Annotated in this window: 11 protein-coding genes and 2 tRNA genes; 1 reads left to right on the top strand and 12 read right to left on the bottom strand. The window is 53.1% G+C overall.

The features are described from left to right. Positions 1-29: 29 nt before the first annotated feature. From pnp to FD428_RS02680, 8 genes are all read right to left on the bottom strand, one after another. Positions 30-2,165, bottom strand: a complete 2,136-nt coding sequence (gene pnp / locus FD428_RS02715) for a polyribonucleotide nucleotidyltransferase (protein ID WP_049011013.1) — start codon at positions 2,163-2,165, stop codon at positions 30-32. A 246-nt stretch (positions 2,166-2,411) separates the two neighbouring features. Next, complete coding sequence (gene rpsO / locus FD428_RS02710; RefSeq protein WP_003861789.1) at positions 2,412-2,681, bottom strand: 30S ribosomal protein S15; 270 nt, start codon at positions 2,679-2,681, stop codon at positions 2,412-2,414. A gap of 152 nt (positions 2,682-2,833) precedes the next feature. Further along, complete coding sequence (truB, locus tag FD428_RS02705; RefSeq protein WP_114848368.1) at positions 2,834-3,778, bottom strand: tRNA pseudouridine(55) synthase TruB; 945 nt, start codon at positions 3,776-3,778, stop codon at positions 2,834-2,836. Next, positions 3,778-4,179, bottom strand: a complete 402-nt coding sequence (rbfA, locus tag FD428_RS02700) for a 30S ribosome-binding factor RbfA (protein ID WP_001040203.1) — start codon at positions 4,177-4,179, stop codon at positions 3,778-3,780. Before rbfA ends, truB begins: the two co-directional genes overlap by 1 nt. A gap of 168 nt (positions 4,180-4,347) precedes the next feature. Beyond that, positions 4,348-7,032, bottom strand: coding sequence for a translation initiation factor IF-2 (gene infB, locus FD428_RS02695; protein ID WP_012135301.1), 2,685 nt, complete (start codon positions 7,030-7,032; stop codon positions 4,348-4,350). Between the two features lie 24 nt (positions 7,033-7,056). Continuing rightward, entirely contained in the window at positions 7,057-8,544 is a 1,488-nt protein-coding gene (gene nusA / locus FD428_RS02690; protein ID WP_012135303.1) for a transcription termination factor NusA, read from the bottom strand. Between the two features lie 28 nt (positions 8,545-8,572). Beyond that, positions 8,573-9,025 carry a ribosome maturation factor RimP gene (gene rimP, locus FD428_RS02685; RefSeq protein ID WP_012135304.1) on the bottom strand — a complete coding sequence of 151 codons (453 nt, stop codon included), beginning with the start codon at positions 9,023-9,025 and terminating at the stop codon, positions 8,573-8,575. Between the two features lie 207 nt (positions 9,026-9,232). Next, positions 9,233-9,309: transfer RNA gene (locus tag FD428_RS02680), tRNA-Met, on the bottom strand. A gap of 346 nt (positions 9,310-9,655) precedes the next feature. Here FD428_RS02680 and argG point away from each other — a divergent pair. Further along, positions 9,656-10,999, top strand: a complete 1,344-nt coding sequence (argG, locus tag FD428_RS02675) for an argininosuccinate synthase (protein WP_012135306.1) — start codon at positions 9,656-9,658, stop codon at positions 10,997-10,999. A 205-nt stretch (positions 11,000-11,204) separates the two neighbouring features. Here argG and FD428_RS02670 read toward each other — a convergent pair. The 4 genes from FD428_RS02670 to folP all read right to left on the bottom strand — a co-directional run bounded on the left by FD428_RS02670 (position 11,205) and on the right by folP (position 14,039). After that, positions 11,205-11,291: transfer RNA gene (locus FD428_RS02670), tRNA-Leu, on the bottom strand. Positions 11,292-11,300: 9 nt separating this feature from the next. Beyond that, positions 11,301-11,633, bottom strand: coding sequence for a preprotein translocase subunit SecG (gene secG / locus FD428_RS02665; protein WP_012135307.1), 333 nt, complete (start codon positions 11,631-11,633; stop codon positions 11,301-11,303). Positions 11,634-11,860: 227 nt separating this feature from the next. Continuing rightward, on the bottom strand, positions 11,861-13,198 hold the full coding sequence (gene glmM / locus FD428_RS02660) for a phosphoglucosamine mutase (RefSeq protein WP_012135308.1): 1,338 nt from the start codon (positions 13,196-13,198) through the stop codon (positions 11,861-11,863). Further along, the gene (gene folP, locus FD428_RS02655) at positions 13,191-14,039 is read right to left on the bottom strand and encodes a dihydropteroate synthase (RefSeq protein ID WP_058668151.1); all 849 of its coding nucleotides are present in this window, start codon (positions 14,037-14,039) and stop codon (positions 13,191-13,193) included. The genes glmM and folP overlap by 8 nt, the downstream gene beginning before the upstream one ends. Positions 14,040-14,056 lie beyond the last annotated feature (17 nt).

The following is a 14,056-nucleotide window of genomic DNA, read 5'->3' as shown; positions in this document are numbered from 1 at the left end:
TCCGCCAAAGCGGAGGGCAAATGGCAACCTTACTCGCCCTGTTCTGCTGCCGGAGCTTCCGGCGCCGCAGTTGGTTGAGACTGCTCAGTTGCTTCTTTAATGCTCAGACGTACGCGGCCCTGGCGATCAACTTCCAGAACTTTAACCGGTACTTCCTGACCCATTTGCAGGTAATCGGTCACTTTCTCTACGCGCTTGTCAGCGATCTGAGAGATGTGTACCAGACCTTCTTTACCGCCGCCAATGGCAACAAACGCGCCAAAGTCAACGATGCGGGTCACTTTACCATTGTAGATACGGCCCACTTCGATTTCCGCAGTGATCTCTTCGATACGACGGATAGCATGTTTCGCTTTTTCGCCGTCGGTCGCCGCGATCTTCACCGTACCGTCATCTTCGATTTCGATGGTGGTGCCGGTTTCTTCGGTCAGAGCACGGATAACAGAACCGCCCTTACCGATAACGTCTTTGATCTTGTCCGGGTTGATCTTGATGGTGTGGATACGCGGAGCAAACTGAGAAATGTCGCCACGCGGCGCGTTGATCGCCTGTTCCATCACGCCCAGGATGTGCAGACGCGCACCTTTTGCCTGGTTCAGCGCAACCTGCATGATCTCTTTGGTGATACCTTCAATTTTGATATCCATCTGCAACGCAGAGATACCGTCGCGGGAACCCGCCACTTTGAAGTCCATATCGCCCAGGTGGTCTTCGTCGCCCAGGATGTCAGACAGAACAACAAAGTTGTCGCCTTCTTTCACCAGACCCATCGCGATACCCGCAACGGCCGCTTTAATCGGCACGCCTGCGTCCATCAGCGCCAGGGAAGCGCCACACACGGAAGCCATAGAGGAAGACCCGTTGGATTCAGTAATTTCAGACACCACGCGAACGGTGTACGGGAATTTGTCCATTTCCGGCATAACTGCCAGAACGCCGCGCTTCGCCAGACGACCGTGACCAATTTCACGACGCTTCGGAGAACCGACCATGCCGGTTTCGCCAACGGAGTACGGAGGGAAGTTATAGTGGAACAGGAAGCTGTCAGTGCGTTCGCCCATCAGTTCATCAAGAACCTGCGCGTCACGAGCGGTACCCAGCGTCGCCGTGACCAGCGCCTGCGTTTCGCCACGAGTGAACAGCGCGGAACCGTGAGTACGCGGCAGCACGCCAGTACGCACGTCCAGGCCACGGATCATGTCTTTTTCACGGCCATCAATACGCGGCTCGCCGGCCAGAACGCGGCTACGAACAACGTTTTTCTCGATAGCGTGCAGGATTTCGCCCAGTTCGTTTTCGTCCAGGGTTTCGTCTTCTGCAACCAGCGCAGCGATGGTTTCAGATTTGATCACGTCAACCTGAGCATAACGCTCCTGTTTGTCGGTGATACGGTAAGCGTCGCTCAGGCGAGCTTCGGCCAGCGCAGCAACGCGCGCGTTCAGCGCTTCGTTTACCGCTTCCGGCTGCCAGTCCCAACGCGGTTTGCCCGCTTCTTTCACCAGATCGTTGATGTTTTGAATCACAATCTGCTGCTGCTCGTGGCCGAATACCACGGCGCCCAGCATGGTGTCTTCGCTCAGCAGTTCTGCTTCGGATTCAACCATCAGAACAGCCGCTTCAGTACCGGCAACCACCAGGTCCAGCTTACTTTCTTTCAGTTCGTCCTGAGTCGGGTTCAGTACATACTGGTCATTGATATAACCAACACGCGCGGCGCCAATCGGGCCGTTGAACGGAATGCCGGACAGAGACAGCGCGGCGGAAGCACCGATCATCGCGACGATATCCGGGTTAACCTGCGGGTTAACGGAAACGACGGTTGCGATAACCTGAACTTCGTTAACGAAGCCTTCCGGGAACAGCGGACGAACCGGGCGGTCAATCAGACGCGCGATCAGGGTTTCGCCTTCGCTCGGACGGCCTTCACGACGGAAGAAGCTGCCCGGGATACGGCCAGCAGCGTAAGTACGCTCCTGATAGTTAACGGTCAGCGGGAAGAAATCCTGGCCCGGCTTCGCTTTTTTCTGACCAACAACGGTAACGAATACCGCAGTGTCATCCATGCTTACCATAACGGCGGCAGTTGCCTGACGCGCCATCATGCCAGTTTCCAGCGTAACGGTATGCTGACCGTACTGGAATTTACGAACGATCGGATTAAGCAAAATAATACCCTTTCTTAATTTTTGACGGCACACTCAGGCGCCATCGTTAATACCCGATCTTCTGCGCATCCTCGCGACTAATGACAACCCTAACCCATGCTCTTTGGGTGAAGCCTCTCATTAGCCGCGCGAACCTCTGCAACGGAAGATCATCCATAGCAACAATACATTAGTTTCCAGTGAATTGCTGCCGTCTGGTTGAAAAAAGGGGCCATGAAGGCCCCCTCTTTCTGAAACTCGCAAGAATTAGCGACGCAGACCCAGACGCTCGATCAGCGCGGTGTAACGTGCAACATCTTTACGTTTCAGGTAGTCGAGCAGTTTACGACGCTGAGAAACCATGCGCAGCAGACCACGACGGCTGTGGTGATCTTTTTTGTGCTCTGCAAAGTGGCCCTGCAGGTGGTTAATCTGTGCAGTCAGCAGAGCAACCTGAACTTCGGTAGAACCGCTGTCGTTAGTACCACGACCAAACTCAGAAACGATTTTAGCTTTAGCTTCAACGCTTAGAGACATGATGAACTCCAAAAATAATAAAGAATGAAAGGGTGCCAATCTCTAATTCAGCGACCCCATGTAAACGCCGCGCGAACTTGTTAAAAAATTTACGTGACGTTAAGCGGCGGTATTCTACTCGTAGCGTCCTGTTATCGCAAGACGGAGCAGCATTACGCCGGGTACTCAACCACTAACCGACGAGGCGCCACGCGGCCTTCATCGTCGATTTCACCCATGCCAATAAATTTTTCGTCATCACCTTCCGTCACGCGAACCAGCCCTTCAAGCGGCACGCCTGTCGTCCGTACCGGGTTACCGTTTTTAAAGTAAACCGATGACGTTAAAGGAAGATTGACAACTGGATAGTCCGAAGCCGGACTGTCCATCGGCATCAGCAGCGGATCTAACAGTTGCGCAGCCGGAATATCCTGCCGTTCCGCCTGTTCAACAAGCTCACGTAGCTGTTCCAGCGTGACCATACGGTCAACCGGATATTTACTGACCGCCAGACGTCGCAGGAAGATCACATGCGCGCCACACCCAAGTTGCTCACCCAAATCATCGATAATGGTGCGAATGTAGGTGCCCTTCGAGCAGTGAACCTCCAGCTCCAGTTCATCCCCTTCATGGCGAATAAACAGCAGTTCGTAAACGGTAATCGGGCGGGCTTCACGGGGAACTTCAATCCCCTGACGCGCATATTCGTAGAGCTTCTTGCCCTGATACTTCAGCGCCGAATACATCGATGGAATCTGCTCGATATCGCCACGGAACGTCTCCAGCGCGGCAGCTAACTGCTCTGCGCTGAAGGTTACCGGACGTTCCTGCACGATTTGACCATCGGCATCGGAGGTGTCGGTACGCTGCCCCAGGCGGGCAACCACGCGATAACGTTTGTCAGAATCCAGCAGATACTGCGAAAACTTTGTCGCTTCCCCGAGGCAGATGGGCAACATGCCTGTCGCCAGCGGGTCCAGCGCGCCGGTATGTCCGGCACGGTTGGCGTTATAGATGCGTTTTACTTTCTGCAAGACGTCATTGCTGGACATGCCCTGCGGCTTATCCAGCAGCAGGACACCGTGAATGTCGCGACCACGACGACGAGGACGACTCATTAGTCCTCCTTGCTGTCGTCCGGGTTCACACGACGTTCTTCGTCATGTTTCACCACGTTAGTCACCAGGTTAGACATACGCATCCCTTCAACCAGCGAGTTGTCGTAGAAGAAGGTCAGTTCCGGCACGATACGCAGACGCATCGCTTTCCCCAGCAGGGTACGGATAAAGCCAGACGCTTCCTGCAACGCTTTGATGCCCGCTTTTACCGCGTCTTCATCTTTGTCGTTCAGAAAGGTGACATACACTTTGGCATAGGCCAGATCGCGGGACATCTCCACACCGGAAACGGTGGTCATCATGCCAAGACGCGGATCTTTAATTTCGCGTTGCAGGATGATAGCGATCTCTTTTTGCATTTCCTGGGCTACGCGCTGCGGGCGACCAAATTCTTTCGCCATAATAAATTCTCCAGAATAAAGACAAAAAAGGGGCCAAAAGCCCCTTTTTAAATTTCATGCCGGGTGGCGTGGGCTATAAACTGTAGGCCTGATAAGCATGGCGCCATCAGGCATTACATTGCCGGATGGCGGCGTAAACGCCTTATCCGGCCTACAACCCGGCCGACCTTACGCAATCGTACGTTGGATCTCGATGATCTCGAACACTTCGATCATATCGCCAACGCGAACGTCGTTGTAGTTCTTAACGCCGATACCACATTCCATGCCGTTACGGACTTCGTTAACGTCATCTTTGAAGCGGCGCAGGGATTCCAGCTCGCCTTCGTAGATAACCACGTTGTCGCGCAGTACGCGGATCGGGTTGTGGCGTTTAATCGTACCTTCAGTAACCATACAGCCTGCGACAGCGCCAAATTTCGGTGATTTGAACACGTCACGGACTTCAGCCAGACCAATGATCTGCTGTTTCAGTTCTGGAGACAGCATGCCGCTCATTGCCGCTTTCACTTCGTCGATCAAGTTATAGATGACGGAGTAGTAGCGCAGATCCAGGCTTTCCGCTTCAATCACTTTACGCGCAGAGGCATCGGCACGCACGTTGAAGCCAACCAGGATCGCGTTGGATGCAGCAGCCAGGGTTGCGTCGGTTTCGGTGATACCACCTACGCCGGAACCGATGATCTTCACTTTCACTTCGTCGGTAGACAGTTTCAGTAAAGAGTCGGAGATCGCTTCCACAGAGCCCTGAACGTCCGCTTTCAGTACGATGTTCACTTCATGAACTTCGCCTTCGGTCATGTTAGCGAACATGTTCTCAAGTTTAGATTTCTGCTGACGCGCCAGTTTAACTTCGCGGAATTTACCCTGACGATACAGCGCAACTTCACGGGCTTTCTTCTCGTCACGAACCACGGTCACTTCATCACCGGCAGCCGGAACACCGGACAGACCCAGGATCTCAACCGGAATGGACGGACCCGCTTCCAGCACTTCCTGACCCAGTTCGTTACGCATTGCACGAACGCGGCCATATTCGAAGCCGCACAGGACGATGTCGCCTTTGTTCAGCGTACCTTCACGAACCAGGACGGTTGCAACCGGACCACGACCTTTATCCAGGAAGGATTCGATTACCGCGCCGCTCGCCATGCCTTTACGAACTGCTTTCAGTTCGAGGACTTCAGCCTGCAACAGGATTGCATCCAGCAGTTCGTCGATGCCAGTACCCGCTTTTGCAGATACGTGGACGAACTGGCTTTCGCCGCCCCACTCTTCCGGCAGGATGCCGTACTGGGACAGTTCGTTTTTAACACGATCCGGATCGGCTTCTGGCTTATCGATCTTGTTCACCGCAACCACAACCGGCACACCCGCCGCTTTCGCATGCTGGATAGCTTCGATGGTCTGTGGCATCACGCCGTCGTCTGCCGCCACAACCAGAACAACGATATCCGTTGCCTGCGCACCACGAGCACGCATAGAGGTAAACGCGGCGTGACCCGGGGTATCCAGGAAGGTGATCATACCGTTGTCGGTTTCAACGTGGTAAGCACCGATGTGCTGGGTAATGCCGCCCGCTTCGCCAGAGGCAACTTTCGTTGAACGAATGTAGTCCAGCAGAGAGGTTTTACCGTGGTCAACGTGGCCCATGATGGTCACAACAGGAGCACGCGGTTCTGCCGCCGCACCTGTATCACGGTCGCTCATTACCGCTTCTTCCAGCTCGTTTTCACGACGCAGGATAACTTTATGGCCCATCTCTTCAGCAACCAGCTGTGCGGTTTCCTGGTCGATGACCTGGTTGATGGTTGCCATCGCGCCCAGCTTCATCATCGCTTTGATGACCTGAGAGCCTTTTACCGCCATCTTGTTCGCCAGCTCGCCAACGGTGATGGTTTCACCAATCACAACGTCACGGTTAACAGCCTGAACCGGTTTCTGGAAGCTCTGTTGCAGAGCAGAACCTTTACGGTTTTTACCGCCTTTACCGCCGCGAACGGCCGCACGGGCTTCTTCACGATCGGCTTTCGATTCAGAGTGTTTGTTGCCTTTTTTCGCCGGACGCGCTGCTTTCGCATTGCGACTACGGCCACGGCCGCCTTCAACTTCACGGTCGTTTTCGTCTTCGGCCTGGCGGGCGTGTTGAGACGTGGTAACGTGATAATCGCTGGTGTCTTCAGTCGGCTCCGCGTTATCAGTCCATTTGTTCTCTTCCGCCATGCGGCGAGCTTCTTCTGCTACGCGACGCGCTTCTTCTTCAAGTTTGCGACGCGCTTCTTCTTCCGCTTTACGCTTCAGCTCTGCTGCTTCATTTTCACGGCGGGCTTTTTCGGCCTGGGCGGTTTTGGTCATATCGTCAGTCTGTTGATTGCTCACTTTGTCTTTTTCCGCAGCTTCACGTTTCGCTTTTTCAGCGGCGTCACGTTTAGCTTGTTCTGCGGCCTCACGGTCAGCTTTTTGTTGCGCCTCGCGTTTGGCTGTTTCTTCTGCCTCACGACGGGCTTGCTCTTCCGCTTCACGCTGCGCCTGCTCTTCCGCAGCGAGACGTTCTGTCTCTTGCGGATCGCGTTTCACAAAGGTGCGTTTCTTGCGGACTTCGATTTGTACCGATTTACTTTTTCCACCGGTACCTGGAATATTCAACGTGCTGCGCGTTTTACGTTGCAGCGTCAACTTATCCGGCCCTGAACCATTTTCACGATTCAGGTGCGCCAGTAAAGTCTGTTTTTCTTGTGCGGACACAGAGTCATCAGCAGACTTCGGGATACCGGCATCAGCGAATTGCTGTACCAGGCGATCCACGGAGGTCTGTATCTCTGCGGCCAGCGCTTTTACGGTTACATCTGTCATGCTGTTCCTTCCTGCTACAGTTTATTACGCTTCGTCGCCGAACCAGCAAATATTACGGGCAGCCATAATCAGCTCACCGGCTTTTTCGTCGGTCAACCCTTCGATATCAGCCAGATCATCAATGCCCTGCTCAGCGAGATCTTCCAGCGTACAAACACCACGGGCAGCCAGTTTGAATGCCAGGTCGCGACCCAATCCTTCCAGATTCAGCAGATCGTCAGACGGTTTGTTATCACCAAGGCTTTCTTCCTGGGCCAGTGCCAGAGTGGTCAGTGCGTTTTTGGCACGCTCGCGCAGCGCTTCAACGGTCGGTTCATCCAGCCCGTCGATTTCCAGCAGTTCTTTCATTGGCACGTAGGCCAGTTCTTCCAGCGTCGCGAAACCTTCTTCAACCAGTACGGTTGCGAACTCTTCATCAATATCGAGATATTTGGTGAAGGTATCGATCGCTGCATGTGCTTCAGCCTGATGCTTAGCCTGCAAGTCATCAACCGTCATCACGTTAAGTTCCCAGCCGCTCAGTTGCGCAGCCAGACGGACGTTCTGACCATTACGTCCGATCGCCTGAGCCAGGTTACCGGCTTCAACAGCGATATCCATGGTGTGTTTATCTTCATCCACCACGATAGAAGCGACGTCTGCTGGCGCCATCGCGTTAATCACGAACTGCGCCGGGTTATCATCCCACAGGACGATATCAATACGCTCGCCGCCCAGTTCAGTAGAAACGGCCTGAACGCGCGCACCACGCATACCCACACAGGCGCCGACCGGATCGATACGCTTGTCGTTGGTTTTCACCGCGATTTTCGCACGGGAACCCGGATCGCGAGCCGCCGCTTTAATTTCGATGACTTCTTCGCCGATTTCCGGTACTTCAATACGGAACAGCTCGATCAGCATTTCCGGTTTGGAACGCGTCACAAACAGTTGCGCACCGCGCGCTTCCGGGCGAACGGAGTACAGAACGCCACGAATACGGTCGCCAGGACGGAAGTTTTCGCGCGGCAGCATATCTTCACGCAGGATCACGGCTTCAGCATTGCTGCCCAAATCCAAAGAGATGTTGTCGCGGTTTACTTTCTTCACCACGCCGGTGATGATTTCGCCTTCGTGCTCGCGGAACTGATCGACCACCATCGCACGCTCGGCTTCACGAACTTTCTGTACGATAACCTGTTTTGCCGTCTGGGTGGTGATACGGTCAAAGGTGACAGATTCAATCTGATCTTCAACGTAGTCGCCCAGGTTCAGGCTTTCGTCTTCAAAACGCGCCGCTTCCAGCGTAATTTCTTTTGTCGGCAGCGTGACTTCTTCTACGATTAACCAACGACGGAAGGTATCGAAATCACCGCTTTTACGATCGATTTGTACGCGAACATCGATCTCTTGTTCGTATTTTTTCTTCGTTGCTGTAGCCAGCGCACTTTCCAGCGCTTCAAAAATCTTCTCGCGTGGCAGCGCTTTCTCATTGGAAACGGCTTCAACAACGGCCAAAATTTCTTTGTTCATCGCGGGCTTTTCACCTCAATCCAGACTATTAAAAGTGGGGAACCAGGTTCGCCTTCTGGATATTACTCAGCGCGAACACTTCATCTTTACCTTCGACTGTGACAGTGATCATTTCACCGTCAACCGCTTTGATAACGCCCTGCCATTTACGACGGTTTTGTACCGCCATACGAAGTACCAGCGTCACTTCTTCACCCAGGAAACGCGCGTAGTGCTCAGCCGTGAACATAGGACGGTCGAGACCTGGCGAGGAGACTTCCAGGTTGTATGCCACAGTGATGGGATCTTCGACATCCAGCACCGCACTCACCTGGTGACTCACATCAGCACAATCATCAACATTGATGCCATCTTCACTATCAATATAGATGCGCAGTGTGGATGTGCGACCGCGAATAAATTCGATGCCGACCAGTTCGTAACCTAAGGCTTCAACTGGCGCTGTAATCATCTCTGTTAATTTTTGCTCTAATGTGGACAAGCCCACCCCCAAGACATAAAAAAAGGGCCTAAAGCCCAGTTATTCTGTAGTCAGATAACAAAAAACCCCGATAAATCGGGGCTTTAGATAACTGAACCCTATAACCGCAACTGCGGTCTGGAGAACCTTCCGAAAGAATTTTTTTCAAATCCAGCTACGAAGGCCTAAGTCTTCACAGTATATTTGAAAAAGAACTCTAAGGGAAAGTGGTTGCGGGGGCCGGATTTGAACCGACGACCTTCGGGTTATGAGCCCGACGAGCTACCAGGCTGCTCCACCCCGCGCCTGAAACGTGGCAAATTTTACTCGCTTTGGGTAAAAGATGCAAATACTGCTGGGATTTGGTACCGAGGACGGGACGTAAAATCTGCGCGTATTATATTGATTCAATATGCGATATGTCAACCGCGTTAATAATATGCACATGAATGAATACTAACCCGGCCTCCGTTAAGAAGCCGCGCCAGTCAGGAAAGAAGCCACCCCATACCGTTTTTTAACGAAATTATCACTAAACTCTTCCTGTCATCCGTAAAAGATGATTAAATGAAAACTCACTTATTTTGCATAAAAATGCACTGAGAGCAGAAAGCCGATCTCTTCATCAGTCTATCAAGCAGGGTTTTATTTATGACGACGATTCTCAAGCATCTTCCGGTAGGTCAACGTATTGGTATCGCTTTTTCCGGCGGCCTGGACACCAGTGCTGCACTGCTGTGGATGCGACAAAAAGGCGCTGTCCCTTATGCATATACTGCGAATCTGGGTCAGCCGGATGAGGATGACTATGACGCCATTCCTCGTCGCGCAATGGAATACGGCGCAGAGAACGCTCGCCTGATTGATTGCCGTAAACAGCTGGTTGCCGAAGGGATCGCCGCGATTCAGTGCGGCGCTTTCCATAACACCACCGGCGGACTGACCTATTTCAACACCACGCCGCTGGGCCGCGCCGTTACCGGCACAATGCTGGTCGCCGCGATGAAGGAAGATGGTGTTAACATCTGGGGCGACGGCAGTACCTATAAAGGAAACGACATCGAGCGTTTCTACCGTTACGGCCTGTTGACCAACGCGGAGCTACAGATTTACAAACCGTGGCTGGATACCGACTTTATTGATGAGCTGGGCGGTCGTCATGAGATGTCCGAGTTTATGATTGCCTGCGGTTTCGACTACAAGATGTCCGTCGAAAAAGCCTATTCCACTGACTCCAACATGCTCGGCGCGACCCATGAAGCCAAAGACCTGGAATTCCTGAACTCCAGCGTCAAGATCGTCAATCCAATCATGGGCGTCAAGTTCTGGGATGAAAACGTGAAAATCCCGGCGGAAGAAGTTACCGTGCGCTTTGAACAGGGGCATCCTGTCGCGTTGAACGGTAAGACCTTCAGCGATGATGTTGAACTGATGCTGGAAGCTAACCGTATCGGCGGCCGTCACGGTCTGGGCATGAGCGATCAGATTGAGAACCGTATCATCGAAGCGAAGAGCCGGGGTATCTATGAAGCGCCGGGGATGGCGCTGCTGCATATCGCCTACGAGCGTCTGCTGACCGGCATCCACAACGAAGACACTATCGAGCAGTATCATGCGCATGGCCGTCAGTTAGGCCGCCTGCTGTATCAGGGCCGCTGGTTTGACTCCCAGGCGCTGATGCTGCGTGACGGTCTGCAACGTTGGGTGGCCAGCCAGATTACCGGTGAAGTCACGCTGGAGCTGCGTCGTGGTAACGACTACTCGATCCTGAATACCGTCTCTGACAATCTGACCTACAAACCAGAGCGTTTGACGATGGAAAAAGGAGACTCCGTGTTCTCGCCGGATGACCGTATCGGTCAGTTGACGATGCGCAATCTGGATATCACCGATACGCGTGAAAAACTGTTTGGTTATGCGCAGTCAGGCCTGCTTTCCGCCTCTTCCGCTACGGGTTTGCCGCAGGTTGAGAATCTGGAAAACAAAGGCAAGTAAGTTAACGGACAACGATTAAAGGCCGCGTAAGCGGCCTTTTTTGTGGGCGGTGTAGGCCTGATAAACAAAGTGCCATCAGGCACATTACGTAACATGTCGGATGGCGGCGTAAACGCCTTATCCAACCGACAAAAACAAAGTCTATAACCCCCGCGAGATACAGACGAAAAAAAAGACGCTTTTCAGCGTCTTTCTTTCGGAATATTGGTACCGAGGACGGGACTTGAACCCGTAAGCCCTATTGGGCACTACCACCTCAAGGTAGCGTGTCTACCAATTCCACCACCTCGGCACGGAAATCTTAGTGTGGGATATCGCTGCTCGGCTGTGCCGGTGCAACTGGCTGAGTCTGCTCGGTTTTTGCCGGAGCGCTCAGATTTTCCCACTCACTTCCTTTATTGGTCTTGTTGCTGTTGATATTGCCCAGCGCCAAACTGATGATGAAGAACAACGTTGCCAGCACCGCCGTCATGCGGGTCATGAAGTTACCAGAACCACTTGAACCAAACAGCGTAGCGGAAGCGCCTGCTCCAAAGGAGGCTCCCATATCAGCGCCTTTACCTTGCTGTAGCATGATCAAGCCTACCAGGCCAATTGCCACAATAAGGAAAACTACCAAAAGAGCTTCGTACATAATCAACCTGTTCCTTGCGGAGTTGCCGCATACCAATGCTTCAACCAATAAAGCGGGATAATTTACTGTTTCCCACTGAAGCGGGTGTGAATACTAACCAAAGCGAATGACCTTCGCAAGGGCAATTTTAGTGCATTGTATCAACTGCGGAAAAAAACAGCAAAAAGGTCTTTTTCCTGCAACAAAAAGGCGGCAAACGCCGCCTTTTTAGTCACTTATCACCAGGATTAAACCGCTTTTACGGCATCCGCAATACGATGAGCAAACTCAGTAACCTGCGCTTCATCCTCGCCTTCTACCATTACGCGAATTAACGGTTCAGTACCGGACTTACGCAGCAGCACGCGACCACGATTTCCCAGCGCCGCTTCGACTTCCGCCGTCACCGCCTTAACGTTGTCATTCTCCAGCGGATCGCCGCTACCGGCTGCATAACGTACGTTAACCAGAATCTGCGGGAACATTTTCATGCCGCTGCACAAATCGTGCAGACTCATGTGGTTACGCACCATCGCCGCCAGAACCTGTAGCCCCGCGACAATACCGTCACCGGTGGTGGTTTTATCCAGCAGAATAACGTGGCCGGAGTTTTCCGCCCCAATACGCCAGCCTTTTTCTTGCAGTTTTTCCAGCACGTAGCGGTCGCCAACTTTAGCACGCGCAAACGGAATGCCCAGCTGTTTCAACGCCAGCTCCAGGCCCATGTTGCTCATAAGCGTACCGACTGCGCCACCGCGCAGTTGACCCTGACGCAAACCTTCGCGGGCGATGATATACATGATCTGATCGCCATCGACTTTATTCCCTTCATGGTCAACCATGATCACGCGATCGCCGTCGCCGTCCAGCGCGATCCCTAAATCGGCTTTCTCCGCGATCACGCGCGCCTGTAGCGCACGCACATCCGTAGCGCCGACTTCTTCATTAATATTGACGCCGTTCGGCTCACAGCCAATCGCAATGACATTCGCACCCAGTTCACGCAGGACGTTCGGTGCAATGTGATAGGTCGCGCCGTTGGCGCAATCCACAACAATCTTCAGCTCATTCAGGCTCAGTTCGTTCGGGAACGTACCTTTGCAGAACTCAATGTAGCGCCCCGCAGCATCCACAATACGGCTGGCTTTACCCAGCTCAGAGGAATCCACGCAGGTGATCTCTTTTTCCATCTCTGCTTCAATGGCCTCTTCAACTTCATCAGGCAGTTTAGTGCCGTCAATGGAGAAGAATTTAATCCCGTTGTCATAAAACGGGTTATGTGAAGCGGAGATAACGATCCCGGCCTCTGCCCGGAAGGTTCGGGTCAGGTAAGCCACCGCAGGCGTCGGCATCGGGCCGGTAAAAGAGGCAGACAATCCCGCTGCCGCCAGACCGGCTTCCAGCGCAGACTCCAGCATATAGCCAGAAATACGCGTGTCTTTACCGATAATGATTTTACGTGAACCATGACGCGCCAGCACTTTCCCTGCGGCCCAGCCCAGCTTAAGCACAAAGTCAGGAGTAATGGGCGCATCGCCTACACGACCACGGATCCCATCGGTGCCAAAATATTTACGATTACTCATAGCGTTTATTTTCCTTTGCAGACAGGGTGGCTTCTACCACACGCATCGCTTCTACGGTTTCTTTAACGTCATGGACACGAATGATATGCGCCCCCTGCATTGCGGCGATAACCGCACACGCCAGGCTCCCGCTCAAACGATCGGAGGGCCCGACGTTGAGCAACTGACCAATCATCGATTTACGTGACATTCCCACCAGCAGCGGCAGGTTAAAATGATGAAACTCCGCCAGACGTGCCAGTAACGTATAGTTATGGGAGAGATTTTTACCGAAACCGAATCCCGGGTCGAGCAACAATTTCTCTTTTGCGATGCCAGCCCTTTCACAGCGTGCTATTTGGTCAATAAAGTAGCGATTGACCTCCGCAAAAACGTCTTCGTACTTTGGCGCTTCCTGCATTGTTTTAGGCTGCCCTTGCATATGCATCAGGCAGACCGGTAAACCAGTCTCAGCCGCCGCCTCAAGCGCGCCCGGTTCAGAGAGAGAGCGGATGTCGTTGATGATGTGAGCGCCCACTCTTGCCGATTCCCGAATCACCTCCGGTTTTGAGGTATCCACTGAAATCCATACCTCAAAACGCTGGGCGATGGACTCAACTACCGGGATCACGCGTTCCAGTTCTTCTTCAACGCTGACATCCGCCGCGCCAGGTCGCGTTGATTCGCCGCCGACATCAATAATCGTCGCTCCGGCGTTAATCATCAGATTAGCGTGCTTCACCGCCTCCACCAGCGTATTGTGCGTCCCGCCATCGGAGAAAGAATCCGGCGTGACGTTCAGGATGCCCATTACGTGTGGGTGAGAGAGATCCAGCGTGGAGCCCTGGGCGAAGAGTTTCATAGCTAATCCTTCTGATG

This window comes from Citrobacter sp. TBCP-5362 (assembly GCF_005406305.1).
GTDB lineage: Bacteria > Pseudomonadota > Gammaproteobacteria > Enterobacterales > Enterobacteriaceae > Citrobacter_B > Citrobacter_B koseri.
Note: the sequence above shows the minus strand (reverse complement) of the source record. Positions and strands in the feature narration are given on the sequence as shown.

What these genes read in the sequence shown, in the direction of transcription:
- argG (WP_012135306.1), top strand. Translation starts at nt 9,656, where the DNA reads ATGACGACGATTCTCAAGCATCTTCCGGTAGGTCAACGTATTGGTATC.
- rbfA (WP_001040203.1), bottom strand. Translation starts at nt 4,179, where the DNA reads ATGGCGAAAGAATTTGGTCGCCCGCAGCGCGTAGCCCAGGAAATGCAA.
- truB (WP_114848368.1), bottom strand. Translation starts at nt 3,778, where the DNA reads ATGAGTCGTCCTCGTCGTCGTGGTCGCGACATTCACGGTGTCCTGCTG.
- infB (WP_012135301.1), bottom strand. Translation starts at nt 7,032, where the DNA reads ATGACAGATGTAACCGTAAAAGCGCTGGCCGCAGAGATACAGACCTCC.
- secG (WP_012135307.1), bottom strand. Translation starts at nt 11,633, where the DNA reads ATGTACGAAGCTCTTTTGGTAGTTTTCCTTATTGTGGCAATTGGCCTG.
- rpsO (WP_003861789.1), bottom strand. Translation starts at nt 2,681, where the DNA reads ATGTCTCTAAGCGTTGAAGCTAAAGCTAAAATCGTTTCTGAGTTTGGT.
- folP (WP_058668151.1), bottom strand. Translation starts at nt 14,039, where the DNA reads ATGAAACTCTTCGCCCAGGGCTCCACGCTGGATCTCTCTCACCCACAC.
- nusA (WP_012135303.1), bottom strand. Translation starts at nt 8,544, where the DNA reads ATGAACAAAGAAATTTTGGCCGTTGTTGAAGCCGTTTCCAATGAGAAA.
- glmM (WP_012135308.1), bottom strand. Translation starts at nt 13,198, where the DNA reads ATGAGTAATCGTAAATATTTTGGCACCGATGGGATCCGTGGTCGTGTA.